The organism is Rhizobium sp. TH2, assembly GCF_024707525.1.
Taxonomy (GTDB): domain Bacteria; phylum Pseudomonadota; class Alphaproteobacteria; order Rhizobiales; family Rhizobiaceae; genus Rhizobium_E.
Genome location: NZ_CP062231.1, coordinates 5,167,036 through 5,191,681, shown reverse-complemented (window position 1 = coordinate 5,191,681; position 24,646 = coordinate 5,167,036). Strand labels below are relative to the sequence as shown.

Genomic DNA, 24,646 nt, shown 5'->3' with positions numbered 1-24,646 from the left:
CCCTTCCCTTCATTCAGGCTGCGAGTTTTTCGAATTCCGCGAGGATCGCATCGCCCATTTCCGATGTGCCGACCTGGCGTGCGCCTTCGGCCATGATGTCGCCGGTTCGGATGCCCTGGTCGAGCACATTGGCGATCGCCTTTTCGAGACGATCGGCCTCGGCGATCATGTTGAACGAATAGCGCAGGCACATGGCGAAGGAGGCGATCATGGCGATCGGATTGGCGATGCCCTGGCCGGCGATATCGGGTGCCGAGCCGTGCACTGGCTCGTACATCGCCTTGCGCTTGCCGGTCTTCGGGTCCGGCGCGCCGAGCGAGGCGGAAGGCAGCATGCCGAGCGAGCCGGTCAGCATCGAGGCGATATCCGACAGCATGTCGCCGAACAGGTTGTCGGTGACGATGACGTCGAACTGCTTGGGCCAGCGCACCAGCTGCATGCCGCCGGCATCGGCCAGCATGTGCTCGAGCTTGACGTCGGAGAACTTCTCCTTATGGGTGGCGGTCACCACCTCGTTCCACAGAACGCCCGACTTCATGACGTTGCGCTTCTCCATCGAGCAGACCTTGTTGTTGCGGTTCCGGGCGAGTTCGAAGGCGACGGCCGAGATGCGCTCGATCTCGAACGTATCATAGACCTGGGTGTCGATGCCGCGCTTCTGGCCGTTGCCGAGATCGATGATTTCCTTGGGCGAGCCGAAATAAACGCCGCCGGTGAGTTCGCGGACGATGAGGATGTCGAGGCCTTCGACGATCTCAGGCTTGAGCGAGGACGCGGTCGCCAGCGCCGGATAGCAGATCGCCGGACGGAGATTGGCAAACAGCGCCAGGTCCTTGCGCAGGCGCAGCAGGCCGGCTTCCGGACGGACGTCATAGGGCACGCCATCCCATTTCGGGCCGCCGACGGCGCCGAACAGCACCGCGTCCGCATCCATCGCCTTGGCCATGTCCTCTTCCGAAATCGCCACGCCATGCGCATCGTAAGCCGAACCGCCGACCAGGCCTTCATCGGTCGCGAAACCGGCGCCGTATTTCTCGTTCATCAGCGTGATGAACTTGCGGACTTCGGCCATGGTTTCCTTGCCGATGCCGTCACCGGGGAGAAGTAAGAGCTTGCGTGTCGTCATGTTCCTGGCTTTCGTGATGTCGCGGATGATGAAGCTGGCTTCGTTTATCCGTGCATCCGGCTGATTTCAAGCGCATTGGCCGAAAAGCGGTACGGTCGATGTAGGGCTATCGTGACCACTTTCAACCCTCTTGTCATGTGGGGCGGGATGAAATATAGTTGTACGGCGCAACTATATTGAGGCTGATGATGAGTGCAGCGCTGAGACATGCCGACATCCTTTCCGTCCGCGACGCGTCGCGAAAAATGGTGCGCGAACTCGGCTTCATGCAGCCGACCTTGGCCGAGACCGACCTCTCGCCCTCGGCCGTGCATGCGCTCATCGAGATCGGTGATCGAACCGAGATGACCGCCAACCAACTGGGCCAGATGCTGCTGCTGGAGAAGTCGACGATCAGTCGTCTGCTTGGCCGGCTCGTGGAGCGCGGTCTGGTGATAGAGGCGCCGAGCCGGGCCGATGGCCGCGCCAAGATTCTGTCGCTGACGGATGCGGGTCGCGCGCTGCTCGACGATATCGACCGCTTCGCCAACCAGAAGGTCGGCCGCGCGCTGCATACCATGAATGCACAGGCCCGCAGCCAGACCGTTGGCGGCCTCTCGGCCTATGCCTCGGCCCTGCAGATGATCCGGGCGAAGCCTGACGACAAGGCGCTGCCGGTCGATATCCACGAAGGATTCCTGCCTGGTGCGATCGGTCGTATCGCCGAAATGCATGGCCGCTATTATGCCCGCGACTGGAATATGAGCTCGTACTTCGAGGCCCGCGTTGCATCAGGCGTGGCGGAATTCAGCCAGCGGCTCGACCGGCCGATGAACAGGCTGTGGCTCGCGGTGCAGGCGGGCGAGATCGTCGGTTCGATCGCCGTCGATGGCGAAGATCTCGGCGAGGGCAAGGCGCATGTGAGGTGGGTGATCGTGGACGACGGGCTGCGGGGGGCGGGGACGGGGCGGCGGCTGGTGGAAGCGGCGATTAAGTTTTGCGATATCAAGGGCTTTGCGGAAGCGCATCTTTGGACGTTCAAGGGGCTGGACGCCGCGCGAAAGTTGTATGAAGGTGCCAGCTTCGCGCTGACCGAGGAATGGTTCGGCGATCAGTGGGGGCAGGTGCTGACGGAGCAGAGGTTTGTGAGGACGTCCACCACGCGCAAGAGCCTTTCTCAAGATCTTGATTCATTCGACACCTCACCTTAGCGATGGGCGGGAGTGAGCTAAGCGTGGTTGATTAGGTAATCCATGGTGCAGGAACTGGTTGGAATCGCTGCTGAAGAGGAAAGGTACGTCTGGCCTTTCCATATGCGTGTCATGCACGGCAACTTCTTGTTCTTGGACGCTGCCTCTGAGCGAGACACCTTCATGTCGTCGCTTCTGAAAGTGGCGAGGGAAATCTCGGATGCACAAATTGAGCGACTTCTAAATTCGGGTGATTGGCGCGACCGCCTCTGCGCCCCTTGGTTCATAGGTCTTACATTCAGGGAACAATTTGTTCCTCGGATAGATAGACTGCTTAGCCAAGGTGGCCATGGACAGGGATATTGCGTGGCGCTGGCACTCATCGGTACTGATGAGTGTGCGGCTGCTTTGCGTCGCTATCTCGACACTCACCTTCCCATCAACGATCAAGAATTTGATCAGGACTGGGCGCTCGGCGCGCTGGCTCTCTTAGAGGGAGAAATTCCCGCGGAATACTTGAAGCCCGATTTGTGGAAAATCTGGCGATCGGAAAAGGATCCGATGCCAGGGATCAAAAGGTTTGCGAAGATAATCGCTTATCTTCGCACCTATATTTCGCCGCAAGTCAGTTCGCCAGACGCCTGACGACAGCTGGCTGAAAAAGACGCTAAGCCTGAACAGTGCGAAAGTACCGATATATTGCGGGAGGGCCCTCTGAGCCGCTCCATCATATCTCCTTGCCAAGCGTCTGACGACGGTCTAAACCTCGCATCGCTCTAACGGGGTGCCTTCGGTCGAATTCGGCCCGGGGCTGAGAGGTGGTCTCCACCAACCCGCGGAACCTGATCCGGCTCATACCGGCGGAGGGATTAGACGCCTGCGAACCAGCGCCCTATTCCCATGTCAATTGGAAACCAAGGAGGCGCTGATGCGCGGAATTTCGCTTATGCTTGCTGCGGCCATGGCCGTATTGTCACCCGTTCTGGCATCCGCCCAGACGCTGACCATTTACACTTATGAGAGTTTCACCTCCGAATGGGGTCCGGGACCGAAGGTCAAGGCTGCCTTCGAGAAGACCTGCGCGTGCACGGTCGAATATGTGAGCCTCGCCGATGGCGTGGCGCTGCTGACGCGGCTGAAAATGGAAGGCGGCGCGACCAAGGCCGATATCGTGCTCGGGCTCGATACCAACCTGATCGAGGAAGCCAAGGCGACGGGTCTGCTCGCCGATCACGGCATCGACACGTCAGGCGTCATAGTGCCGGGCGATTTCAGCGATCCTGTCTTCGTGCCCTATGACTACGGCCATTTCGCCGTGATCTATGATACCCAGACGGTCAAGAACCCGCCGAAGAGCCTGAAGGAACTGGTCGAAGGCAATCCCGACGAGAAGATCGTCCTCGAGGATCCGCGCACATCCACGCCGGGTCTCGGCTTCATCTACTGGATGCGGGCCGTCTATGGTGACCAAACGCCGGAGGCGTGGAAGAAGCTCTCCAAGCGCATCCTGACGGTGACGCCAGGCTGGTCGGAGGCCTATGGCCTGTTCACCAAGGGCGAGGCGCCGATGGTGCTCAGCTACACCACTTCGCCGGCTTACCATATGATCGCCGAGAAGAATGACCGCTATCAGGCGGCGGAGTTCTCCGAGGGTCACCCGATCCAGATCGAGGTCGCGGCGATAACCAAGACGGAGAACGAGGAGCTTGCGCGTAGCTTCGTGAAGTTCATGATCAGCCCGGAATTCCAGGACATCATCCCCGAGAACAACTGGATGATGCCGGTCGCCAAGACCTCGACGCCCCTCAACCCGGTATTCGACAAGCTCGTGCATCCCAAGATCACGCTGTCGATGACGCCGGACGAATCCGCCAAGGTCCGCAAGGCCTATATCGACGAGTGGCTTGCGGCGACGAGCGGCCAATGATCGAAGCCGCTGGCGAAAGACGGTTCTGGGTCAGTGCAGGCGGCGTGGGGCTGACGCTCCTCGCCGCCTTCTGCCTCGCCGCTTTCGCCATGTTGCTGGCAAGCGCGGCCGCGTCAAGCTGGCCGCCCTTCGACTACCTTGCCCGGATATTCATCTTCACCATCGAACAGGCGGTGTTTTCGACACTGCTGTCGGTGATGTTTGCGCTTCCCCTCACGTTGGCGATGGCGCGGCGGCCGGCTTTTCCCGGGCGGAAATTCGTGCTGGCGCTGATGATCCTGCCGCTCGGCCTGCCGGTTCTGCCTGCCGTCTTCGGGCTCCTGGAAATCTGGGGTCGCACGGGGCTGGTCAACGATATCGGTGCTACGCTAGGATTCTCCAGCCGGCTTTCGATCTATGGCCTGTCGGGCATCCTGCTCGCGCATGTCTTTTTCAATCTGCCGCTCGCGGCGCGGCTGATGCTCAAGGCGCTGGAACGCGTACCGCGCGACGAGTGGCGGCTGGCCGCAAGCCTGGGGTTGCCGCGCTCGTCGCTCTTCCGCTTCGTGGAATGGCCGGCTTTGATCCGCGTCATACCCGGCATTGCGGGGCTGATCTTCATGCTCTGCGTCACGAGCTTCACCATCATCCTGACGCTCGGCGGCGGGCCACAGAATTCGACGCTGGAAGTCGCCATCTATCAGGCGCTGAAATTCGAATTCGATCCGGCGCGGGCGATGATACTGAGTTTCGCGCAATTTGCCCTGACGGCGGTGATCTTCTGGCTGCTCCGGCTGTTTCCCGATCCCGAAGAAGACCGACGCGGCGCATCGGGGCGACCATTTCGTCCGGATGCAGGGGCGATGGGCGCGCGGCTGATAGATGGTGCCACACTCGGCGTCTTCCTCGCCTTTGTCGGTGCGCCGATCCTGGCAATCGTCCTTGCAGGGCTTCGCTCGAACCTCGCCGGATTGCTCGCGGACCCAAAATTCTGGCAGGCGCTGCGTACCAGCCTGACGATTGCGCTCTCAGCTGGATTGCTCGCGACCATATTGACCTATGCGATGGCGCGCGCCGAGGCGAGCCTGTCGGCGCGGTCCGGTGCCTTTAAGCTTCTGTTCCGCTTTCCGGAATTCATGCTGCTCATTCCACCGCTGGCGCTCGGCTCCGGCTGGTTCCTGATCCTGCTCAGTTTCGGCATGGCCGATGGTGCGGGCCCCATTCTCGTCGTGCTGATCAATATGGGCATGGCACTGCCCTTCGCGGCGCGGATCATCGCGCCGGAACTCACGACCCATCTCAAGCGCACCGCGAGGCTTTCCGCGAGCCTTGGCATTTCCGGGTTTCCACGGTTCCGGATCGTGGACTGGCCGGTCATGCGGGCGCCGCTGCTGACGGCGTTCTCATTCGCGGCGGCACTGTCGTTCGGCGATCTCGGCGCGGTGGCACTTTTCGGATCGGACAATTTCATCACCCTGCCCTCGCTGCTTTATGCCAGCCTCGGCAGCTACCGGTCGATGGATGCGGCGGGACTGTCGCTGATCCTTGGCGTGATCTGTTTTCTGCTGACACTGCCCTCGGTCAGGCTGGAAAGTTCAAGGCTTGGAGATGATGCATGACGCCCGAGATCAGGCTCGACAATGTCATGATCGGCTATGAGGGACGGCGCTTCGTCTATGACCTCGCCCTCTCGGGTGGTGGCATCGTCGCGGTGACGGGGCCATCGGGGGCGGGCAAATCGACCATGTTTCATCTGATCGCCGGCTTCGTCGCGCCTGACGCGGGCAAGATCTTGCTTGATGACGCAGACATGATTGGCCGCAGCCCAGGCGAGCGCCCGCTCACCTATATTTTCCAGGATCACAATCTCTTCGCGCATCTCGATGTCGCGACCAATATCGCACTCGGCATATCGCCCAGGCTGAAGCTCACGTCCGAACAATCCTCGGATATATCAGAGGCGCTCGCCAAGGTCGGGCTTGCCGGCTTCGAAAAGCGCATGCCGCAGGCGCTTTCGGGTGGCGAGAGGCAGCGCGTCGCCTTTGCCCGCGCGCTGGTGCGGCATCGGCCGTTCCTGCTGCTCGACGAGCCCTTTGCCAGCCTCGACGAGGATCTGCGACAAGCCATGGGCGATCTCGTCGTCGAGCTGCAGCGCGAGACCAGGATGATGGTGCTGATGATCAGCCACGATATCAGGGAAATCGCGCGAATCGCCGGCCGCGTGATCGAGATTCGCGACGGCCGGATCGGCTTTTCCGGAAGCCAGGACGAGTGGTTGGCGGCGCGCGGACAGACTCGCTGAATTTCGCCTCAAGCCTCAAAAAGGGCGGAATCAAATCCCAGTTTCGCCCCGATCTCCGATAATTTGTGCTATGCAAAAAGAGTTGAAATCGGATAATGGTGCCTCGTTGGTGAAGGACCCACCACGATTGAAAAGGACAGGGCTCTGCGCTTTACGCCTTCCATGACCGAAATCAATTCTGCAACGGCCGGTTTGCCCCTTCGCAAAAGGGCGCACACGGCGTTCGCAAGCCGTGTCCTATCGGTGGTTGCGGCGTCCATCCTTCTATCGGGCTGCGAGAGCCTTCTCGACACTTATGAGCCGAGTGTCGCCCCGTCCAACAAGCCGCAGATCGTCGATGAGGTCCAGAAGAACGATCCGCGCGCCGAGATGGGCGCGCGCGAGCATCCGCGCATTGTCGCCTCCTATGGCGGCGAATACCGCGATGTGAAGACCGAGCAGCTGGTGGCGCGAATCACCGGCGCACTGACGCAGGTTTCGGAAAACCCGAACCAGTCCTACCGCATCACGATCCTCAATTCCCCGGCGATCAACGCCTTCGCGCTGCCGGGCGGCTATGTCTATGTCACGCGCGGCTTGCTGGCGCTCGCGACCGACGCGTCGGAAGTGGCCGCCGTGCTCAGCCACGAAATGGCGCACGTCACCGCCAATCACGGCATCGAGCGCCAGAGGCAGGAAGAGGCGGCGGTGATCGAAAGCCGCGTCGTGGCCGAGGTGCTCTCGTCGCCGATCGCCGGCAAGCAGGCGATCGCCCGGCAGAAGCTGCGGCTTGCGGCCTTTTCCCGCAACCAGGAACTGCAGGCCGATGTGATCGGCGTCCGGATGCTGGGGGAGGCGGGATACGACCCCTATGCGGCGGCGCGCTTCCTCGATGCAATGGGTGCCTATAGCAGGTTCAATGCGTCGCTCGCCGATTCCGACCCGAGCATGGACTTCCTGTCGAGCCATCCCTCGACGCCGCAGCGCGTCGAACTGGCGCGCCGTCACGCGCGTGCCTTCGGCATGGATGGCAAGGTGGGCGACAAGGGCACCGATTACTTCCTCGATGGCATCGAAGGTCTGCTCTATGGCGACAGCCCCCAGGAGGGCTATGTGCGCGGCCAGACCTTCCTGCATGCCAACCTGGCGATCCGCTTCGAGGTGCCGGCCGGTTTCCGCATCGATAACAAGGCCGAAGCCGTCATGGCCACCGGTCCCGGCGATATCGCCGTGCGCTTCGACCTGGTCGATGACAAGGCCGGCGGCAGCCTGACGGACTATATCGGCAGCGGCTGGGTGACCGGGCTGCAGCCCGAGACCATCCGCGCCGGCTATGTCAACGGCATGCCAGCCGCCACCGCACGCGCCTCCGCCGACCGCTGGGATTTCGACGTGACCGTGGTGCGCAACGGCCAGAAGATCTACCGGTTCCTGACCGCGGTGCCGACCGGCAGGACCGACGAGCTCAATGCGACCGCCTCCAAGCTTCGCACCACCTTCCGGCGCATGAGCCCCGGCGAGGCTGCCAAGCTCAAGCCGCTGCGCATACGGGTGGTCACTGTCCAGACGGGCGAGACGGTGCAGACCATGTCCAATCGTATGCTCGGCACGGACCGCAAGGTCGAACTGTTCCGCCTTCTCAACGGCCTGCCGATCGGCGCCAACCTGACGGTTGGTCAGCGGGTGAAGATCGTCGCGGAATAGGCGTCCGGCCCGTATTACGTTCTCACGGCTCGCCTCTACTTGTCATCATCCAGCTCCCTAAAGCCCAGGCCATTGGATTCCAGTTCGAAGCGCTTTCCTTCCGGCGCGTGGAGATATCCCAGAATTCCCGGGTCATAGTTGAATATCGTTTCGACGCGATAAACACCGTGCTTGGCGGTGTCGTTCATGTATTCTTCATCCTCATCACCAGCCAGGAACCGCCATCCGGTGTCCAGTTCGTCGATGGGTTCCTCGCGGTACATGTAGCCGACACGAGCCCCGTCGACAGTGATACGATCAGTGGCGATGCAGCCGCCACCCCACTCAGGCAACTCGACGAACTCAGATATAGGTTTGTATTTCTTGCCGGCCATGCACCCCTCCGATTACCGCGAATATTCAACCAGGCCTGACAGAACCAGCCAACAAAAAACCCGGCTTTGCGAGCCGGGTCCTTGCATGCGGGTTTCGTGAAAAGTCTCAAGCGGCCTCTTCGTGTTCCTCTTCCTCCACCTTGCCGGCGCGGCGCGGGCTCTTGGCGAGGTTGGTTTCGACGAGGCGGACGGCTTCGGTTTCGGACATCTTGTTGACGGCGGCGATTTCGCGGGCCATGCGGTCGAGAGCCTGTTCATAGAGCTGACGCTCGGAATAGGACTGTTCCGGCTGGTTCTCGGCGCGGAAGAGGTCGCGGACGACTTCGGCAATGGAAATCAGGTCGCCGGAATTGATCTTCGCATCATATTCCTGCGCACGGCGCGACCACATGGTGCGCTTGATACGGGCCTTACCCTGAACGACCTTGAGCGCGCGCTCGACGAAGTCGGTCTCGGACAGCTTGCGCATGCCAATGCTCACGGCCTTCGCGACCGGAACCTTGAGGCGCATCTTGTCCTTTTCGAAATCGATCACGAAAAGCTCAAGCTTCATGCCTGCAACTTCCTGTTCCTCGATCGCGGTGATCATGCCGACACCATGTGCCGGATAAACGATCGATTCACCGGTCTTGAAGCCCTGGCGCGTTGCAGTCTTTTTGATCTGGGTTGTCATGCTTTTCACAAACTCCCTTAACACTCCCGGAATACCGGGTGGCCTCGTCGGGCCGGGATGGGGCGGATGCCCGCGATAGTATCTGACTGAAACCGCTAATTTCGTGCAAACAAAACTTGACTACGGCGCAAATGAAACCGGCTACCTGACGGGTGCATTTTCAAAAGAACCGCATTTGGGGATCATTGCTTTCGTGATTCAGGACGCTCAGCGCCCCGCTCGGGATCAGTGACGTTGTATCTAGCACAAAAAACCGTGGAAATCAATAATTTGCTTTACGGGCCGCAAAGCTGCGCCTTGCGACCGTCACAAATGGTAAAGCCTGTTACCTCCACGGTGAAGCAAATCGGCGCCTGTCGTTAGAGATTTCTTTACGAAACCTGCGATGGGCAAACGCCACGCTCGCGGAACTGTTCCGGGCGAAAGCGAAATTTCTAGTCCCGGTCTTGTCAGTCGCCGGAGCCGGGCTTGTCGGAGAAGTATTTATCGAACTTGTCCTCGACGCCGTCGAACTCCTTCGCGTCAGACGGAGACTCCTTCTTCTGCGTGATGTTGGGCCAGATAGAAGCGAAATCAGCGTTTACTTTCAGCCACTTGTCCAGGCCGGACTCGGTATCTGGCTTGATTGCCTCGGCGGGACATTCGGGCTCGCACACACCGCAATCTATGCATTCGTCGGGATGGATGACGAGGAAGTTCTCGCCCTCATAGAAGCAATCGACGGGGCATACTTCGACGCAGTCGGTGTACTTGCACTTGATGCAGTTGTCGGTCACGACATATGTCATGTGACGCTCCAGAGAATTGTCTTTTGTTCCAACGGCGTCGGGGCCGCCGGTTTGACCCGTCCACTATCGGCTTTGCGTGATGTTGGCAAGCTGAGGAAAGGCCAAAGCGGCATTGCAAAATATGCAATACTGCAATGCGAAGCGCTCATTTTATGTGCGACATTCAGTCGCCACCGAACGAATCCCGTCCTCGCAGCCGGTCGAGTTCGCGCCGATCCTTCTTTTCGGGCCGTCCGGCACCGGGCACGCGCTGCGCCTGCTCGAATGGCGTCAGCTTCTCCGGCGAAGGCGACTGGTCTTCGTAGAGGAGTTTCGCTTCCTCGTAGGGACCCCGGCGGTCACCGGGCGCCTTCACCACCAGAACGTAGGTGCGCCGCTCGACGATCACCTCAAGCCGGTCGTCGATCTTGACCTCGGCGCTCGGCCGGCGGACCTTCCCGCCATTGACCGAGACATGGCCTGCCTCGATCAAGCCCTGAGCCAGCGTGCGGGATTTGGCGATCCTGGCAAAGAACAGCCATTTATCGATGCGCTGCCGGGCCGACGGCTGGTCCATCCTACTTCTTCATCTGTTCCTTCAGGATCGCGAGCTTGGCGAAGGGCGAATCCGGATCGACCGGCTTATCCTTGCGCGGCGGACGCGCCTCGAAGTTCTGGTTCTGCGGCTTGCCGTGACGCTCGGGGCGCGGTCCGCGATCCTGACGGTCGCCGTTGCGGTCATTGCGGTCGTTGTTGTTGCGCGGACGGTTGTCGTTGCGGTTCTGGCGCGGCTGTTCGGGTTGGCCGCCCGGCTGTCCGGCGCGGGCCTCGCGCGGACGGTTGTTGTCCTTGCGCTCCTCATTGCCGTTGCCGCGATTGCGGTTAGGCTGGCGGTTTTCGCCGGTGCGTTCCGGGCGGCGTGCGCCGTCGGCGGGTGCTCCACCTTCGCGGCGCTGACCACCCTCGCGACGATGGCCGCGATTTTGCTGTTCCGGCTTGCCGCCACCCGGACGCCAGAGAAGCACACGCTTTTCTTCGGGCGTCTCGATTGCAGCAGCGGCATCCGTTGATGCTTCCGCAGCAGGTTCAGTTCCGGTCTCTGTCTCTGCGGCGACAACTTCGTCCTTTGGCTCCTCAGCAGATGTTTCCGAGGCTGCAGCGCCTTCGACAGCTGCCTCGGCGGCAACATCCGCGTCTCCCGTGATGATCTCGGCTTCGGCTGGTGCATCCGCCGGTTCGGCAGCGGCACCTTCAACCTCTGCTTCGTCGGTCGCAGTCTCCTCGACCTTGGTTTCCTCGGCTGCAGCGCCTTCGACAGCAGCCTCAGCAGCAGAATCAGCGACTTCGGAAGCAGACTCGATCGCAACGGTCACGTCTGCTGTCTCTGCAGCAGCGGGAGCAGCCGGCGCTGGTGCCGATGCAGCGAGATGCGCGGAGGCCTCGTCGGCCGTCACGCTATCGGCGCGATAACCGAGGCCCTTGAGGATTTCTTCCATATCGTCGGCCGTGGCGCCGAGGATCGAAAGCATCGCCGGCGTCGCGATGAAACGGCGGCCATCATAGGCGCCGTCGGGACGGTTTGCAGCGCCCGGCTTCCATTGCAGAAGCGGGCGGATGAGATCGGCGAGGCGCTCGAGGATATCAATGCGCACGGCGCGCTTGCCCAGGAACCGGAAGCCAGCGAGGCGATAGAAGTTGCGCTCATAGGTATGGTCGGTGACGATCGAGGTCCGGCCGGCGGCGAGCGCCGGGATCAGGTCGCCGTAGCCGGGCTTGTCGAGTGCATCGTTCTTGAGCGCCCAGAGCAGCGTGATCAGTTCGGCGGGCGCCGGCTTCAGCAGGGCCGGCATGAAGACATGGTAGGCGCCGAACCGGATGCCGTATTTGCGCATCGAGGCGCGGCCTTCCTGGTCGAGCGCCTTCACCTCTTCGGTGATGTCGCGGCGGAACAGCACGCCGAGATTTTCAGCGATCTGGTAGGCCAGGCCCTTGGCGATGCCTTGGAGATCCTCCGCACGCGTCAGGTCGTCGAGTGGCTTGAGCACGGTCGCGATATGGTGGTTGATGAAGCGCTCGATGCGGGCCTGCACATGCTCGCGGGCGTGGCCCGAAAGCAGTTCGTCGGCGAGCAGCACCACGCGCGGACGCATGATGTGGTCGGATGGCGTCAGCCTTCCCACAGGCTCGCCGAGCCAGCGCAGCAGCCCGTCGCTCGACAGCGCGAGATCGTTGTTGCCGGCCGCATGCAGGCGCGCTGCGCGGGCCTCGAACTCGAGTGCGAGCGCCTTGCTCGCCGCGTTCTCGACCGCCTTCAGGTCCTGTCCGTCGGTACTGCCGACCAGCGTGAACCGGAAACCGGATAGCTGCCCCACATGATGTCCTTCAACAAAGACATCGCCATTCACACTGATTTCCGCTTCAAGCATCGTATTCTCTCTCAGGCGCTTCATGAGCACAGATGTCCTGCGATCAACGAAGCGATTGGTCAACCTCTCATGCAACGCGTCGGACAAACGGTCCTCTATATCGCGCGTTTTTTCCTGCCAGTGTGCCGGATCTGCAAGCCAGCCCGGCCGGTTGGACACATAGGTCCAAGTCCTGATTTGCGCAATACGCGCTGACAACGTATCGATTTCACCATCGGTCCTGTCGGCCCGGCGAACCTGCTCGGACATGAAGCTTTCATCGACGGCGCCGCGGCGAACAATGTCCTTGTATATCGCCGCCACCAGATCCGAATGCTGGAGCGAGGTGATACGTCGGTAATCCGGAAGCGCGCAAATCTCCCAGAGCTTTTCCACCCTTTCGCGCGACGTGGCAAGCGCGAAAATATCAGGGTAGCGCGACAGATGTTCCAACGCCTGGAAATCGTCCGAGGGCAATGCCTTGGTCAGACCAAAAATGCGCGGCGCCGCTTCGAGGCTCGCCTTGAGCGTGGCAAGGGTCGAATAGTCGAGCACCTTGGACCGCCACTGCATGACTTTCACATTGTCGAATTCATGGCTTTCGATGCGCTTGACCAGCTCGTCGTCGAAAGGCCGCGTCTGGCCCGTGACGCCGAACGTGCCATCCCGGAGATGCCGGCCGGCGCGGCCGGCGATCTGGCCGAGTTCACCGGCATTCAGGTTGCGGTACTGGAAGCCATCGTATTTTCGGTCCTGGGCAAAAGCGACATGATCGACATCGAGGTTTAGCCCCATGCCGATGGCGTCGGTCGCGACGATGTATTCGACGTCGCCCGCCTGGTAGAGTTCCACCTGCTTGTTGCGTGTGCGTGGCGACAGCGCGCCGATGACGACCGCGGCACCGCCGCGCTGGCGCTTGACCAGTTCGGCGATCGCATAGACCTCGTCGGCCGAGAAGGCGACGATGGCCGAGCGATGTGGCAGGCGGGTGATCTTCTTCGATCCGGCATAGAAGAGCTGCGACAGTCGCGGCCGCTCGACCACGTTGATGCCCGGCAGGACCTGAGTGAGGATCGGCTTCATCGTGGCGGCACCCAGCAGCAGCGTCTCCTCGCGGCCCCTCAGGTGCAATATGCGATCGGTGAAGACATGGCCGCGTTCGAAATCGCCGGCGAGCTGGACCTCATCGATGGCGACGAAGGCCGCCTTGGTCGCGTCGGGCATGGCCTCGACTGTGCAGACGGAGAAGCGGGCGTTGGGCGGGGCGATCTTTTCCTCGCCGGTGATCAGCGCGACATTGGCGGCGCCGACCTTGTCCACCAGGCGGCCATAGACCTCACGCGCCAGAAGCCTGAGAGGCAGGCCGATCACACCCGAGGAATGCGCCACCATCCGCTCGATCGCGTAGTGGGTCTTACCGGTATTGGTCGGGCCAAGCACCGCGGTGACGCCGCGGCCGCTCAAGTTCTGGGGATCGGATTTCAAGGGGTCCAGTCCATTTCATGGGAGTCCGGCCAGGCGCCGGACCTTGGAAAGCGGCAATCCATGCATCCGCTTCATTGCAATTGCAAGACAAAGTCTGCCTGGCCCGCGTACGACGGTGTCATTTGCCGCGCGTTCAGAATTGATTAATGATAAAAATCAGCACTCTGGCAAGTTTTGGAACACTCTCGGAACGAATCGGCGACGAATCGCTGACTCACTGTCGTTCTTTTTTTGTTCTATACCATATATAGTGTTTTTGATCTTTTGCGGTGCAATAGGCTGAATCCGTTGACTTTTCCCGCCCAACTGTCGATCCGCCCGCGATGTGGGAAAAATATGGCGTCAAACGCCACGTCGATTTATGGTTAATATTTTGTAACCATACAATAAATGTAATCCGGTCTGCGGATTCGGAAGGCGCTTCGGCACTCCCTGAACCAAAATGGAACGAATCATCGACGAATCACGCTGCACTGCGGTTTCCTGATACGTTCCATACAACATCTAGTGGTGTAGCAATTGGCTAACCATCGCTGCCGCGTCTCAACCCGCTGGCGCTCAGGCCTTTCCGCGTGCATCATTGGAACCAACTTGTCCTCTACGCGTTGTCGGTTCGTGCAAATTCAAACATTGAACGGAGCCACGCCATGCTCGGGACCATTCTGATTATCGTCCTCATTCTTCTCGTGATAGGAGCAATCCCGAGCTGGGGTCACAGCCGCAATTGGGGCTATGGACCATCGGGCGGTCTTGGTCTAATTTTGATCATCGTCCTCATCCTTGTGCTGATGGGACGGCTATAGTGCGCTTCGAAAGGATTAGTTCCATGAAGAATCTGCTTGTCGCATCCCTCCTCATCGTACCCTTGGCAATGACCTCGTGCACACGCACGGAAAAGAACGTCACCGTCGGCGCGGCAACCGGCGCAGTCGTGGGTGGCCTGATTGGTGGCAATGTTCGCAGCGCCGCGGTCGGAGCCATCATTGGCGGCGTCACCATGGCCTTCGTCAGCAAGGCGACGCGTCCAGGCTATTGCATTTATGAGGACAAGCGCGGCCGGCGTCACGAAGCGCGCTGCCGTTAAGCCCGGCAGTTTCAACTCCCAGGTAACTTCATAGCGGCGTCGCAAGGCGCCGCCTTTTTCAACAGTATGGCCAGAACCGGAACGAATCGCCGGCGAATCGGAAATGGTATGGGTTTCCCGGTTTGTTCAACGCTATATCTGGTGCGATAACAATATGTTAACCATATTGCGCTGACGTCGTCCAAGGGCTTGTCCTAGAGCGCTTCAGGGTTAAATGGAAACATTCTGCCGGAGCAGATTTTCGTCAGGATCAAGGCGATGGGCGAGCGTCGTACCCATAGGTACGGCCGAGACCATCGCCGCAGGAACTGGCGGAAAGATGACCGGCCCTTCGGGTTGGCTGAAGCGGGCCGCCTCTTTGACCGGCCGGCTTGGCCGTATGCTTTGGCTACGACGCGCGCCGGCCGGTCAAACATGCGACTCCGCTTGAGCCAACAGAATGATTCCATTTAACCCTGAAACGCTCTAGCTGCGACATGCTTTGGGATGACGGCGAGGCTGTAGCGGTCGTACGACTACATGTTCTCGATCTTGGTCTGAAGCGCGCGAAGCTGCTCCTTGAGCTCGTCGATATCCTTGGCCTCGGCAGGCTTCTTGGGCTCGGCCTTCGCGCCTGCCCCGTTTGCCGCGCCGAAGGGCGTGAAGACTTCCATCGCCTGGCGGAAAATCTCGGTGTTGCGCTTGATCTGCTCTTCCATCAGCTGCATCGGCACGGACAGGTTCTTGGCAAGCGGCGTGTCGCCGAGTGTCTTCGCCATATGCTCGCGAATCTGGCTCTGCTGCTCGCCGAAGGCATGCATGGATTGCTCGAGATAGGACGGCACGAAGGTCTGCATCTGGTCGCCGTAATAGGAGATCAGCTGGCGGAGGAACGAGATCGGCAGCAGCGTGTTGCCGTTCTTGGACTCCTGCTCGAAAATGATCTGGGTCAGCACGGAATGGGTGATGTCGTCACCGCTCTTGGCATCCTGCACGGTGAAATCCTCGCCGCGCTTCACCATCTGGGCAAGGTCGTCAAGGGTCACATAGGTGCTGGTCCCGGTGTTGTAGAGGCGCCGGTTCGCATATTTCTTGATGACGGTCTGCCCATCGTGTTTTGCCATCTGTTTCCTCCTGACAGCGCGCAGTTCGTTGACTGCAGTGCGCTCCACTCCCAGCGCATGGTCAGTCTAAGCGAAAATCATACGGAAATACAAACGATTTGTGCAATGCGGCGATTTTGTGCGATTTTTTTTGCGCAGCAATTTGCACCGCATCATGGACGCTCAACCGCTTGAAATATGCGGGATTGAGGCTGCCGCCGGACGGCAACTTGATACGGGTGTGCCGCGCCCCGATATCAGCGGCACAACCCCTTTCCATTTGACAGTCCTACGGCCCTTTGCCACTGTCCCAGAAAATCCAAGGAGGAAATGCCATGTCCAGCCCCTCGATCGTCATCGCAAGCGCTGCGCGCACCGCCGTCGGCTCGTTCAACGGTTCGTTTGCCAATATACCGGCGCATGAACTCGGCATCGCGGTGATCAACGGCGTGCTGAGCCGCGCGGGCGTAGATGCCTCGGAAGTCAACGAAGTCATTCTCGGCCAGGTGCTGCAGGCCGGCGAGGGCCAGAACCCGGCGCGTCAGGCCGCGGTCAAGGCGGGCATCCCCATCGAAGCCACCGCCATGAGCATCAACCAGCTTTGCGGCTCGGGCCTGCGCGCCGTGGCGCTCGGCATGCAGCAGATCGCCAATGGCGACGCCGACATCATCATCGCCGGCGGCATGGAATCCATGTCGATGGCGCCGCATTGCGCGCATCTGCGCGGCGGCGTGAAGATGGGCGACTTCAAGATGATCGACACGATGATCAAGGACGGCCTGACCGACGCTTTCCACGGCTACCACATGGGCAATACCGCCGAGAACATTGCGCGCCAGTGGCAACTGACCCGCGAGGAACAGGATACGTTCGCCGTGGCGTCGCAGAACAAGGCCGAAGCCGCACAGGTCGCCGGCCGTTTCAAGGATGAGATCATTCCCTTCACGGTCAAGGGCCGCAAGGGCGACGTGATTGTCGATGCCGACGAATATATCCGCCATGGCGCGACGCTCGAGGCGATGGCCAAGCTGCGCCCCGCCTTCGACAAGGAAGGCACCGTGACCGCCGCCAATGCCTCCGGCCTCAATGACGGGGCCGCCGCCGCGCTGCTGATGACGGAGGCGGAAGCCTCCAAGCGCGGCATTTCGCCTTTGGCCCGCATCGTGTCCTGGGCGACCGCCGGCGTCGACCCGAAGATCATGGGCACCGGCCCGATCCCCGCGTCGCGCAAGGCGCTTGCCAAGGCCGGCTGGTCGATCAACGACCTCGACCTTGTCGAAGCCAACGAAGCCTTCGCCGCACAGGCGTGCGCCGTCAACAAGGATCTCGGCTGGAACCCCGAGATAGTCAACGTCAATGGCGGCGCTATCGCGATCGGCCATCCGATCGGCGCATCCGGCGCCCGCGTGCTCAACACGCTTCTGTTCGAAATGAAGCGCCGCGGCGCCAAGAAGGGCCTTGCCACGCTTTGCATCGGTGGCGGCATGGGCGTCGCCATGTGCGTCGAAGCCATGTGAACTGCCCGGCACGGGGAATGCGGGGACGAATACGCCTGACATAACAAGAGGAGGAACGATCCATGGGCAGAGTGGCACTTGTGACGGGTGGAACCCGCGGCATTGGAGCGGCGATTGCTGTCGCGCTGAAGGCCGCCGGATACACCGTAGCCGTCAACTATGCGGGCAACGAGGAGGCTGCGGCGGCCTTCACCAGGGAGCACGGCATTCCTGCCTATAAATGGGATGTCTCGAGCTACGAGGCCTGCGAGGCTGGCACCGCCAAGGTGGTCGCCGATCTCGGCCCGATCGAAATCCTGGTCAACAATGCCGGCATCACCCGCGACGGCATGTTCCACAAGATGACGCCCGCCGACTGGAACGCGGTGATCAACACCAACCTCACCGGCCTCTTCAACATGACGCACCCGGTGTGGGGCGGCATGCGCGACCGTTCCTTCGGCCGCATCATCAGCATATCCTCGATCAATGGCCAGAAGGGCCAGATGGGCCAGGTCAACTATTCCGCCGCCAAGGCCGGCGACCTCGGCTTCACCAAGGCACTTGCGCAAGAGGGTGCCGCCAAGGGTATCACCGTCAACGCGATCTGCCCCGGCTATATCGCCACCGACATGGTCAAGAAGGTACCCGAGAAGGTGATCAACGAGCGGATCATCCCGCACATCCCGGTCGGCCGACTCGGCGAACCCGAGGAGATCGCCCGCTGCGTGGTCTTCCTGGCATCGGACGAGGCGGGGTTCATCACCGGCTCGACGCTGACGGCCAATGGCGGCCAGTACATGATTTGACGGCCGGGCGCCTTCTATCCGGGCCGCCTGGGACAAGGTCGGGGATGAGGTCGCGGGTGGCGTTGCCGTCCGCCCTCAAAGCCCGATCGCTACGTCCCGGCTGGCGGATTTGATCGACACGGTGAATCCCGCGATCACATCGACCAGGCTGATCAGCATCAGGATGAAGAAGATCTGCGTCGCCGCACCCTGCACCAGCAGGAATTCCACCAGGAAGACTACGAACAGCGCCATCGAGAAAAGGTGATCGAGCAGCGCCACCGACGAGCGGCGCGTGGCCTTGAAGATTTCCAGGAACAGGATGATGAGGGCGATGACGATGAAGAGGTCGCCGAGCGACATGGTCCAGGTCGCGCCGGACATCATGTTGACGCTGGTCACGATGGTTTCCAGCGCGGCGGTGCCGCCGCCGCCAAAGGCGCCGACCATCGCCAGATTGTAGAGGATGAACGGGATCAGCATCAGCGGTATGGCGGCCATCGGTCGGGTTCCTCATGAGTTCAATTTGACGGAAGTCTTAGTATAAATTCCTATAACGACAAAGACGGTATTTGATCATGATTCATTCGGACAACAAAAAGGCCGGCATTTCTGCCAGCCCTCATTTTACTCAAGAGCCAGAGGCTCGTAAGATCAGCTGCTTTCCTTCGGCGTCAGAACCTGACGGCCGCGATACATGCCGGTCTTCAGATCGACATGGTGCGGACGGCGCAGTTCGCCGGAATTCTTGTCTTCGACATATGTCGGAGCCTTGAGGCCATCAGCGGAACGGCGCATACCGCGACGCGACGGGCTTGTTTTTCTTTTCGGTACTGCCATTTCGAAACTCCAATCTGAAGCCCGGCAAACCTCTCTGTCGGCCGGAGTGGCCTCGAGAAAGCTGATCTTTCCGGGAAATTTGCCGGGCTTATACAGAAGGACTCCCGGCTTGACCAGTACCTTCAGCAAAAAATCTTGCGTTTGCGCGATTCGGATGTTGCAGGTGCCTGATGTCTAAATCTCGTCTTCCGGAACGATCCAGGTCTCCTTGGCGGCATCGGTCGCCCAGGCGATCCAGGCCGGATACGACTTGACCGCCTTGATATAGGCCAAGGTGACCGGATGCTCGGACAGGATATAGGAATCGAAGCGCGCGACGACTGGCGCGAAGAAGGCATCGGCCGCGCAGAATTCGCCGAACAGGAACGGCCCGCCGCTCCTGGCGATGCTCTTGTGCCAGATCTCCTCGATGCGCTTGATATTGGCCTTCACGTCATCGCCGACTTCAAGCTTCTTTCGGGGATAGCGCAAGTTCATCGGCGCGGCATTGCGCAAGGCACGGAAGCTGGTCGCCATTTCCGAGCAGTAGGCGCGGGCGAGCGCCCTGTCCTCGCGGTCGGCTGGCCAGAGACGCTTGTCGGGCTGGAGTTCAGCGACATATTCGATGATCGCCAACGTTTCCCAGATCTTCAGCCCGTCATGCTCGAGCACCGGAACCGTGCCGCTCTCGGAGATCGCCTTGATCGCCGGATTGCCCGCCGGAAAATCGAAGGGGATGACTTCATCGGTGAAGTCCACGCCCGCCGCCTTCAGGGCGACCCAGGGCCGCATCGACCATGACGAATAATTCTTGTTTCCGACATAAAGCTTTAGGGCGGTCATCGATCATCTCCGTTGAACTCAGGGAGTTCTGCCGAACTCCCTGGAGGTTCTACGTTTCAGCCGTTCATTTCGACAAATGAATAGATTTGGCGTCAATCATAAAGACATTTGATGTAATCGCCGGAACCTCGTGCCCGGCGCTGGATAAGGTTGGCAAGCCGGCTCATACCGCGCGAAGGCTTTGACGCCACGCGCGTGATCGGGTTGGGCAGCGACACCGCAAGAAGTGCCGCCTGCTTGCGATTGAGATTCTTCGCCGACGTCTTGAAATGATGCCGCGCCGCCGCCTCGACGCCATAGATGCCGGGACCCCATTCGGCGATGTTGAGGTAGATCTCCATCAGCCGCTTCTTCGACCAGACCGCATCGGCGCCGAGCGCCAAGGGCAGTTCGAGCCCCTTGCGGACAAAGGACCGGCCGTTCCACAGAAACAGATTTTTGGCTGTCTGCATGGGAATGGTCGATGCGCCGCGGGTGGATTCCCCTTCGAGCGCATCCTCGACCACCCCCCTCAGCTGCACGACATCAACGCCGTAATGCGAGCAATATTGCCCGTCCTCCGACATCATCACGGACTGGACGAGGACCGGCGCGATATCCTCGAATTCCACCCATTGGCGGTCATAGCCCTGGAGCGTGACGAGATCCCACAGCATCAGCGTCGAAACCGGGCGCACGAAATCCACCGCATAGAGCAGGATCAGGGCGAATGGCAGGAGAGCGATGACCACCAGCCATTTCAGCGCGCGTTTGAGCAGCCGTCGCATCGGCGACTCACCGGCATCGGCAGCCGCGTTCCCGGCAAAATCCGGGATGGCGGATGGCGAAGCCAGAACACTCGTGTCGGGTGCGATCTCCAATCAATGCCTCGGCGGTTCCCAGCTAGTCCTGATGGCTGTCATAGACCGCTAGATGCGGCAAGACCAGTATTTTGCGGCGTAATTGTTAATTCCCGCCCGGGTTCCACGGTTGCAAGCGGATTTCGGCCATGCCAAAGAGCGTCGCATGCGCGAAGAGGTCTTTCTGGAACGGTTAGGGCAGCACGGAGCGGCGGTACAGGCGCTGCTGGGCGAATTGCTGTCCGGTGACGCCCGTCATAGTGAAACCATCCGGCCCGAGCGGCTGCTGGGCGCCATGCGTCACGGCGTGCTGAATGGCGGCAAGCGGATGCGGCCCGCGCTGGTTATCGAAAGCGCGGCCCTTTTCGGTGGTGACGCCGCTGCGGCGTTGCGGGTGGCGGCGGCGCTTGAATGCGTGCACTGCTACTCGCTGATCCATGACGACCTGCCGGCGATGGACGATGACGACCTGCGCCGTGGCCAGCCGACGGTGCACAGGAAATTCGACGAGGCGACCGCCATTCTCGCGGGCGATAGCCTGCTGACCTATGCTTTCGATATTGTTGCCGCGCCTGAGACCGCCTTGCCGGATGCCACAAAGATCGCACTGGTTCTGGCGCTCTCGCGCGCTTCGGGCATTGGCGGCATGGCCGGCGGCCAGGCACTCGACCTTGAAGCGGAGACCCGCGAACTCGCTGAGGACGAGATCACGCGGTTGCAGGCGATGAAGACAGGCGCGCTGATTCGTTTCGCCTGCGAGGCTGGCGCGCTGGCGGCAGGCGCATCGGACGCGGACCGCCGCCGCATGCTGCGTTTCGGCGAGATCGTCGGCCTCGCATTTCAATTGCAGGACGATCTGTTGGACTTGACTGCCGACAGCGCCACGCTCGGCAAGGCAGCCGGCAAGGATGCCGCACGGGGCAAGAAGACCCTGCCATCCATCCACGGCGTGCAGTGGACCCAGCACAGGCTTGCGGGCCTGATCGAAGAAGCCACCGCCCTGCTTTCGCCCTATGGTGAGAGAGCCAATATGCTGATCGCGCTCGCATCCTATGTCGCGACGAGGAAAAATTGATGAGCAAATACTGGTCGCCTGTCGTCTCGACGCTGAAGCCCTATGTCGCCGGCGAACAGCCGAAGATCGACAACCTGGTCAAGCTGAATACGAACGAGAACCCTTATGGCCCGTCGCCCAAGGCGCTCGCGGCAATTGCGGCCGAAGCTGGCGACAGGCTGCGGCTCTATCCCGATCCGGCTTCGACCAGATTGCGTATCGCAATTGCCAAGCATCATGGCGTCGGTATCGAGGAAGTGTTCGTCGGCAATGGTTCCGATGAGGTTCTCGCGCATGCCTTCCAGGCGCTGCTGAAGCATGACAAGCCGCTGCTCTATCCCGACATCACCTACAGCTTCTATCCGGTCTACAGCCTGCTCTATGGCATCGACGCCGTGGCCGTGCCGCTGGATGAGAATTTCCGTGTCCGGCTTGCCGATTACGTCAGGCCCTGTGGCGCCATCATTCTGCCTAATCCCAATGCGCCCACCGGCATTGGCCTGCCGCTCGCCGATATCGAGGCACTGGTAGCGGCGCATCCGGATCAGGTGATTGTGATCGACGAGGCCTATATCGATTTCGGCGGCGAGACCGCGATACCGCTGGTCAAAAGTTATCCGAACCTGCTGGTCATCCACACGCTTTCGAAGTCGCGTTCGCTCGCTGGCCTGCGAGTCGGTTTCGCGATCGGCCAGCGGCCGTTGATCGAAGCACTGGAGCGGGTTAAGGACAGCTTCAATTCCTACCCGCTCGATCGTCTCGCCGAAGCTGGCGCCACTGCCGCGATCGAGGATGAGGAATGGTTTGATACGACGCGCAACAAGGTGGTCGCATCGCGTGACCGGATTACCGGTGGGCTGCGCCAGCGAGGCTTCGAAGTGCTTCCGTCACAGGCGAACTTCGTCTTCGCCCGCCATCCGGATCGCGATGGCGCGGGCCTAGCCCAGGCATTGCGTGAGCGATCGATCCTTGTGCGCCACTTCGCAAAGCCGCGCATTTCGGATTTCCTGCGTATTTCGATCGGCACGGAAGCGGAGTGCGATCGCCTGATGGAGGCGATCGACGAGATCGTCAATAAAAGGCTCTAAGGCCTGATGACGCAGACGCCGGCCTGCATCTCGCAGGCGTGGTTCGGCCTGAGTGTTTTGACGTCGATGATCGTGGCGGACGGAACGCTCCCGGTCACCACGACGTCCGACGAGCCTTCGCCATAGGAATAGGTGCCGACGCCAGGCACCGAATAGACATCGACATCGCCCGAATAGGTGTTGCGTTGGGCCACGCGATTGACGGGCAGGCGATACGAGCGGTCGCCATTGACATTGATGATGACCACATTGCCCGTGTTGACGCGATACCTCGTGTAGTAACGATTTCGGTGATGGCGATGAAAGCCGTTCCTGCGGTCGCGATCGACCCTGAACGACAGCGTGCCGCGCGAGATGCGCCGATTGCCATAGTATCGGTTGCTTGCGTTGACGCTCCTCATCCGAACGGTCCGGCGCGTCTTGTAATGCACGTTCTTCTGATGATTGTGGATGCGGCGCTCGTGGCGATTGCCCGCCTGTGCATCGGCCACGGCAAAAAACGACAGCATGGCAAGTGCGGCAAGGATATATGCGGTAAGCCTGAACATGGCCGTTCTCCATCAAGGAGTCTAAGCGCCGAAGCGGGCGCGAATTAACAGAGAGTTAATGAAAATGTCCGCAAAGTCAATGTGTTACGAAATGGCACAGTCTGCTCTGTGAGCCGGGAAGCATGAACCTTGAACGTTTGTTCAGGACTTTTTGCTAAGCCCCCGGAATAAAAATCGATTTAAACCGATGTAGCTATTTTTGAGGGCTTGCCGCGCCGCAATCAGGCGATTAAACACCGTTATGACGCAATGCACATAAGCCCCTCGCAATGCATTGCACGCGCCGCTCAGGCGCTACCCTGATTGCCCCTCCGGGAGGTCCATAAATGGCGAATACGGTCAAGAACCGGCCCTTGTCTCCTCACTTGCAGATTTATCGTCCCATTCCGACAATGATGAGTTCGATCATCCACCGTATCACCGGCATGGGACTCTATTTCGGCACCGTCCTCGTGGCCTGGTGGCTGATCGCGGCGGCATCGGGTCCGGAATATTTCGCCTGGGTCAATTGGATCTTCGGCTCCTGGATCGGCATGATCATCCTATTCGGCTTCACCTGGGCGCTGGTCCAGCACATGCTGGGTGGCTTGCGTCATTTCGTCTGGGATCTGGGCTATGGTTTCGACAAGCACCTGACCACCCGCGTCGCCAAGATCACCTTCGTCGCTTCGCCCGTCATCGCGGTCCTGCTGTGGATCGTCGGCTTCATGGTCCGCTGAGGAGACTGTTCATGGATATGCGTACGCCCCTCGGCAAGGTTCGCGGCCTCGGTTCCGCCAAGGAGGGCACCGATCATTTCTGGCGCCAGCGGCTCACCGCCGTCGCCAATGTGCCGCTGATGCTGTTCTTCATCGGCTTCATCATCAAATATCATGGCGCGCCTTATGAAGAGGTCGTGGCTGCCCTCGGCAATCCGGTCGTCGCCGTCATCATGGGTCTCGTGGTCATCTCCGGCCTGATCCATGCACGTCTCGGCATGCAGGTGGTCATCGAGGATTACATCCACAATGAATTCCGGAAGGTCGTGCTTCTGATGCTCAATACGTTTTTCACCGTCATCGTCGGCGCGCTCTGTCTTTTCGCCGTGCTGAAGACCGGTTTTGCAGGATAATTGA

General features: G+C 60.5%; 27 protein-coding genes and 1 riboswitch. Of the genes, 14 read left to right on the top strand and 13 right to left on the bottom strand.

Features of this window, described 5'->3' with window-relative positions:
• Window positions 1–13: 13 nt before the first annotated feature.
• Window positions 14–1,126: a 3-isopropylmalate dehydrogenase gene (leuB, locus tag IHQ71_RS25440; RefSeq protein ID WP_258159191.1), complete on the bottom strand. Its 1,113-nt coding sequence runs from the start codon at window positions 1,124–1,126 to the stop codon at window positions 14–16.
• 188 nt (window positions 1,127–1,314) lie between these two features.
• Between leuB and IHQ71_RS25435 the strand changes: the two genes are divergently transcribed.
• The 6 genes from IHQ71_RS25435 to IHQ71_RS25410 all read left to right on the top strand — a co-directional run bounded on the left by IHQ71_RS25435 (window position 1,315) and on the right by IHQ71_RS25410 (window position 8,186).
• Entirely contained in the window at window positions 1,315–2,316 is a 1,002-nt protein-coding gene (locus tag IHQ71_RS25435) for a bifunctional helix-turn-helix transcriptional regulator/GNAT family N-acetyltransferase (protein ID WP_258159190.1), read from the top strand.
• Window positions 2,317–2,358: 42 nt separating this feature from the next.
• Window positions 2,359–2,940 carry a DUF6000 family protein gene (locus IHQ71_RS25430; protein WP_258159189.1) on the top strand — a complete coding sequence of 194 codons (582 nt, stop codon included), beginning with the start codon at window positions 2,359–2,361 and terminating at the stop codon, window positions 2,938–2,940.
• 125 nt (window positions 2,941–3,065) lie between these two features.
• A riboswitch (TPP riboswitch) is annotated at window positions 3,066–3,181 on the top strand.
• A 60-nt stretch (window positions 3,182–3,241) separates the two neighbouring features.
• On the top strand, window positions 3,242–4,222 hold the full coding sequence (thiB, locus tag IHQ71_RS25425; protein WP_258162949.1) for a thiamine ABC transporter substrate binding subunit: 981 nt from the start codon (window positions 3,242–3,244) through the stop codon (window positions 4,220–4,222).
• A complete protein-coding gene (gene thiP, locus IHQ71_RS25420; protein ID WP_258159188.1) occupies window positions 4,219–5,820 on the top strand; it encodes a thiamine/thiamine pyrophosphate ABC transporter permease in 1,602 nt (533 codons plus the stop codon). The genes thiB and thiP overlap by 4 nt, the downstream gene beginning before the upstream one ends.
• On the top strand, window positions 5,817–6,503 hold the full coding sequence (locus IHQ71_RS25415; protein WP_258159187.1) for an ATP-binding cassette domain-containing protein: 687 nt from the start codon (window positions 5,817–5,819) through the stop codon (window positions 6,501–6,503). The genes thiP and IHQ71_RS25415 overlap by 4 nt, the downstream gene beginning before the upstream one ends.
• A gap of 162 nt (window positions 6,504–6,665) precedes the next feature.
• Entirely contained in the window at window positions 6,666–8,186 is a 1,521-nt protein-coding gene (locus IHQ71_RS25410) for a M48 family metalloprotease (RefSeq protein ID WP_258159186.1), read from the top strand.
• Between the two features lie 35 nt (window positions 8,187–8,221).
• Here IHQ71_RS25410 and IHQ71_RS25405 read toward each other — a convergent pair whose 3' ends face one another.
• The 5 genes from IHQ71_RS25405 to IHQ71_RS25385 form a co-directional block, all read right to left on the bottom strand.
• Window positions 8,222–8,560 carry a DUF2185 domain-containing protein gene (locus tag IHQ71_RS25405; RefSeq protein ID WP_258159185.1) on the bottom strand — a complete coding sequence of 113 codons (339 nt, stop codon included), beginning with the start codon at window positions 8,558–8,560 and terminating at the stop codon, window positions 8,222–8,224.
• 106 nt (window positions 8,561–8,666) lie between these two features.
• Window positions 8,667–9,233, bottom strand: coding sequence for a CarD family transcriptional regulator (locus tag IHQ71_RS25400; RefSeq protein ID WP_258159184.1), 567 nt, complete (start codon window positions 9,231–9,233; stop codon window positions 8,667–8,669).
• Between the two features lie 449 nt (window positions 9,234–9,682).
• Window positions 9,683–10,021, bottom strand: a complete 339-nt coding sequence (fdxA, locus tag IHQ71_RS25395; RefSeq protein ID WP_258159183.1) for a ferredoxin FdxA — start codon at window positions 10,019–10,021, stop codon at window positions 9,683–9,685.
• Window positions 10,022–10,184: 163 nt separating this feature from the next.
• Window positions 10,185–10,577, bottom strand: coding sequence for an RNA-binding S4 domain-containing protein (locus IHQ71_RS25390; protein WP_258159182.1), 393 nt, complete (start codon window positions 10,575–10,577; stop codon window positions 10,185–10,187).
• Window position 10,578: 1 nt separating this feature from the next.
• Window positions 10,579–13,890 (bottom strand): helicase-related protein, encoded by a 3,312-nt coding sequence (locus tag IHQ71_RS25385; RefSeq protein WP_258159181.1) that lies wholly within the window; start codon window positions 13,888–13,890, stop codon window positions 10,579–10,581.
• A 647-nt stretch (window positions 13,891–14,537) separates the two neighbouring features.
• Between IHQ71_RS25385 and IHQ71_RS25380 the strand changes: the two genes are divergently transcribed.
• Window positions 14,538–14,693, top strand: a complete 156-nt coding sequence (locus IHQ71_RS25380) for a DUF3309 domain-containing protein (protein ID WP_258159180.1) — start codon at window positions 14,538–14,540, stop codon at window positions 14,691–14,693.
• Between the two features lie 23 nt (window positions 14,694–14,716).
• Complete coding sequence (locus IHQ71_RS25375) at window positions 14,717–14,974, top strand: glycine zipper family protein (protein ID WP_258159179.1); 258 nt, start codon at window positions 14,717–14,719, stop codon at window positions 14,972–14,974.
• 515 nt (window positions 14,975–15,489) lie between these two features.
• Here IHQ71_RS25375 and phaR read toward each other — a convergent pair.
• The gene (gene phaR, locus IHQ71_RS25370) at window positions 15,490–16,077 is read right to left on the bottom strand and encodes a polyhydroxyalkanoate synthesis repressor PhaR (RefSeq protein ID WP_258159178.1); all 588 of its coding nucleotides are present in this window, start codon (window positions 16,075–16,077) and stop codon (window positions 15,490–15,492) included.
• A gap of 61 nt (window positions 16,078–16,138) precedes the next feature.
• Complete coding sequence (locus IHQ71_RS25365; protein WP_258159177.1) at window positions 16,139–16,336, bottom strand: hypothetical protein; 198 nt, start codon at window positions 16,334–16,336, stop codon at window positions 16,139–16,141.
• Between the two features lie 55 nt (window positions 16,337–16,391).
• On the opposite strand from IHQ71_RS25365, the gene IHQ71_RS25360 reads away from it, so the two are divergent.
• On the top strand, window positions 16,392–17,573 hold the full coding sequence (locus IHQ71_RS25360; RefSeq protein ID WP_258159176.1) for an acetyl-CoA C-acetyltransferase: 1,182 nt from the start codon (window positions 16,392–16,394) through the stop codon (window positions 17,571–17,573).
• Window positions 17,574–17,635: 62 nt separating this feature from the next.
• Window positions 17,636–18,361 carry an acetoacetyl-CoA reductase gene (gene phbB, locus IHQ71_RS25355; RefSeq protein WP_258159175.1) on the top strand — a complete coding sequence of 242 codons (726 nt, stop codon included), beginning with the start codon at window positions 17,636–17,638 and terminating at the stop codon, window positions 18,359–18,361.
• A 75-nt stretch (window positions 18,362–18,436) separates the two neighbouring features.
• Here phbB and IHQ71_RS25350 read toward each other — a convergent pair whose 3' ends face one another.
• From IHQ71_RS25350 to mtgA, 4 genes are all read right to left on the bottom strand, one after another.
• Window positions 18,437–18,841, bottom strand: coding sequence for a hypothetical protein (locus tag IHQ71_RS25350; protein ID WP_258159174.1), 405 nt, complete (start codon window positions 18,839–18,841; stop codon window positions 18,437–18,439).
• Window positions 18,842–18,994: 153 nt separating this feature from the next.
• Window positions 18,995–19,180 (bottom strand): 50S ribosomal protein L32, encoded by a 186-nt coding sequence (rpmF, locus tag IHQ71_RS25345; RefSeq protein WP_258159173.1) that lies wholly within the window; start codon window positions 19,178–19,180, stop codon window positions 18,995–18,997.
• Window positions 19,181–19,354: 174 nt separating this feature from the next.
• A complete protein-coding gene (locus tag IHQ71_RS25340) occupies window positions 19,355–20,002 on the bottom strand; it encodes a glutathione S-transferase family protein (protein WP_258159172.1) in 648 nt (215 codons plus the stop codon).
• A gap of 92 nt (window positions 20,003–20,094) precedes the next feature.
• Window positions 20,095–20,769, bottom strand: a complete 675-nt coding sequence (mtgA, locus tag IHQ71_RS25335) for a monofunctional biosynthetic peptidoglycan transglycosylase (RefSeq protein WP_374990055.1) — start codon at window positions 20,767–20,769, stop codon at window positions 20,095–20,097.
• Between the two features lie 238 nt (window positions 20,770–21,007).
• Here mtgA and IHQ71_RS25330 point away from each other — a divergent pair, with 238 nt between their 5' ends.
• Together IHQ71_RS25330 and hisC are read left to right on the top strand one after the other, a co-directional pair.
• Window positions 21,008–21,916: a polyprenyl synthetase family protein gene (locus tag IHQ71_RS25330; RefSeq protein ID WP_258159171.1), complete on the top strand. Its 909-nt coding sequence runs from the start codon at window positions 21,008–21,010 to the stop codon at window positions 21,914–21,916.
• Window positions 21,916–22,983, top strand: a complete 1,068-nt coding sequence (hisC, locus tag IHQ71_RS25325) for a histidinol-phosphate transaminase (protein ID WP_258159170.1) — start codon at window positions 21,916–21,918, stop codon at window positions 22,981–22,983. Before IHQ71_RS25330 ends, hisC begins: the two co-directional genes overlap by 1 nt.
• On the opposite strand, the gene IHQ71_RS25320 is transcribed toward hisC, so the two are convergent.
• Entirely contained in the window at window positions 22,980–23,531 is a 552-nt protein-coding gene (locus IHQ71_RS25320; RefSeq protein ID WP_258159169.1) for a hypothetical protein, read from the bottom strand. The two genes, hisC and IHQ71_RS25320, sit on opposite strands and share 4 nt — an antisense overlap.
• Before the next feature lie 326 nt (window positions 23,532–23,857).
• Between IHQ71_RS25320 and sdhC the strand changes: the two genes are divergently transcribed.
• Window positions 23,858–24,250, top strand: a complete 393-nt coding sequence (sdhC, locus tag IHQ71_RS25315) for a succinate dehydrogenase, cytochrome b556 subunit (protein WP_258159168.1) — start codon at window positions 23,858–23,860, stop codon at window positions 24,248–24,250.
• An 11-nt stretch (window positions 24,251–24,261) separates the two neighbouring features.
• Entirely contained in the window at window positions 24,262–24,642 is a 381-nt protein-coding gene (gene sdhD / locus IHQ71_RS25310) for a succinate dehydrogenase, hydrophobic membrane anchor protein (RefSeq protein ID WP_258159167.1), read from the top strand.
• Window positions 24,643–24,646: the final 4 nt, after the last annotated feature.

Bases quoted from the DNA above. Each gene is read 5' to 3' on its own strand.
- leuB (WP_258159191.1), bottom strand. From the start codon at position 1,126: ATGACGACACGCAAGCTCTTACTTCTCCCCGGTGACGGCATCGGCAAG.
- IHQ71_RS25435 (WP_258159190.1), top strand. From the start codon at position 1,315: ATGAGTGCAGCGCTGAGACATGCCGACATCCTTTCCGTCCGCGACGCG.
- IHQ71_RS25430 (WP_258159189.1), top strand. From the start codon at position 2,359: ATGGTGCAGGAACTGGTTGGAATCGCTGCTGAAGAGGAAAGGTACGTC.
- thiB (WP_258162949.1), top strand. From the start codon at position 3,242: ATGCTTGCTGCGGCCATGGCCGTATTGTCACCCGTTCTGGCATCCGCC.
- thiP (WP_258159188.1), top strand. From the start codon at position 4,219: ATGATCGAAGCCGCTGGCGAAAGACGGTTCTGGGTCAGTGCAGGCGGC.
- IHQ71_RS25415 (WP_258159187.1), top strand. From the start codon at position 5,817: ATGACGCCCGAGATCAGGCTCGACAATGTCATGATCGGCTATGAGGGA.
- IHQ71_RS25410 (WP_258159186.1), top strand. From the start codon at position 6,666: ATGACCGAAATCAATTCTGCAACGGCCGGTTTGCCCCTTCGCAAAAGG.
- IHQ71_RS25405 (WP_258159185.1), bottom strand. From the start codon at position 8,560: ATGGCCGGCAAGAAATACAAACCTATATCTGAGTTCGTCGAGTTGCCT.
- IHQ71_RS25400 (WP_258159184.1), bottom strand. From the start codon at position 9,233: ATGACAACCCAGATCAAAAAGACTGCAACGCGCCAGGGCTTCAAGACC.
- fdxA (WP_258159183.1), bottom strand. From the start codon at position 10,021: ATGACATATGTCGTGACCGACAACTGCATCAAGTGCAAGTACACCGAC.
- IHQ71_RS25390 (WP_258159182.1), bottom strand. From the start codon at position 10,577: ATGGACCAGCCGTCGGCCCGGCAGCGCATCGATAAATGGCTGTTCTTT.
- IHQ71_RS25380 (WP_258159180.1), top strand. From the start codon at position 14,538: ATGCTCGGGACCATTCTGATTATCGTCCTCATTCTTCTCGTGATAGGA.
- IHQ71_RS25375 (WP_258159179.1), top strand. From the start codon at position 14,717: ATGAAGAATCTGCTTGTCGCATCCCTCCTCATCGTACCCTTGGCAATG.
- phaR (WP_258159178.1), bottom strand. From the start codon at position 16,077: ATGGCAAAACACGATGGGCAGACCGTCATCAAGAAATATGCGAACCGG.
- IHQ71_RS25365 (WP_258159177.1), bottom strand. From the start codon at position 16,336: ATGGAAAGGGGTTGTGCCGCTGATATCGGGGCGCGGCACACCCGTATC.
- IHQ71_RS25360 (WP_258159176.1), top strand. From the start codon at position 16,392: ATGTCCAGCCCCTCGATCGTCATCGCAAGCGCTGCGCGCACCGCCGTC.
- phbB (WP_258159175.1), top strand. From the start codon at position 17,636: ATGGGCAGAGTGGCACTTGTGACGGGTGGAACCCGCGGCATTGGAGCG.
- IHQ71_RS25350 (WP_258159174.1), bottom strand. From the start codon at position 18,841: ATGGCCGCCATACCGCTGATGCTGATCCCGTTCATCCTCTACAATCTG.
- rpmF (WP_258159173.1), bottom strand. From the start codon at position 19,180: ATGGCAGTACCGAAAAGAAAAACAAGCCCGTCGCGTCGCGGTATGCGC.
- IHQ71_RS25340 (WP_258159172.1), bottom strand. From the start codon at position 20,002: ATGACCGCCCTAAAGCTTTATGTCGGAAACAAGAATTATTCGTCATGG.
- mtgA (WP_374990055.1), bottom strand. From the start codon at position 20,769: ATGCGACGGCTGCTCAAACGCGCGCTGAAATGGCTGGTGGTCATCGCT.
- IHQ71_RS25330 (WP_258159171.1), top strand. From the start codon at position 21,008: ATGCGCGAAGAGGTCTTTCTGGAACGGTTAGGGCAGCACGGAGCGGCG.
- hisC (WP_258159170.1), top strand. From the start codon at position 21,916: ATGAGCAAATACTGGTCGCCTGTCGTCTCGACGCTGAAGCCCTATGTC.
- IHQ71_RS25320 (WP_258159169.1), bottom strand. From the start codon at position 23,531: ATGTTCAGGCTTACCGCATATATCCTTGCCGCACTTGCCATGCTGTCG.
- sdhC (WP_258159168.1), top strand. From the start codon at position 23,858: ATGGCGAATACGGTCAAGAACCGGCCCTTGTCTCCTCACTTGCAGATT.
- sdhD (WP_258159167.1), top strand. From the start codon at position 24,262: ATGGATATGCGTACGCCCCTCGGCAAGGTTCGCGGCCTCGGTTCCGCC.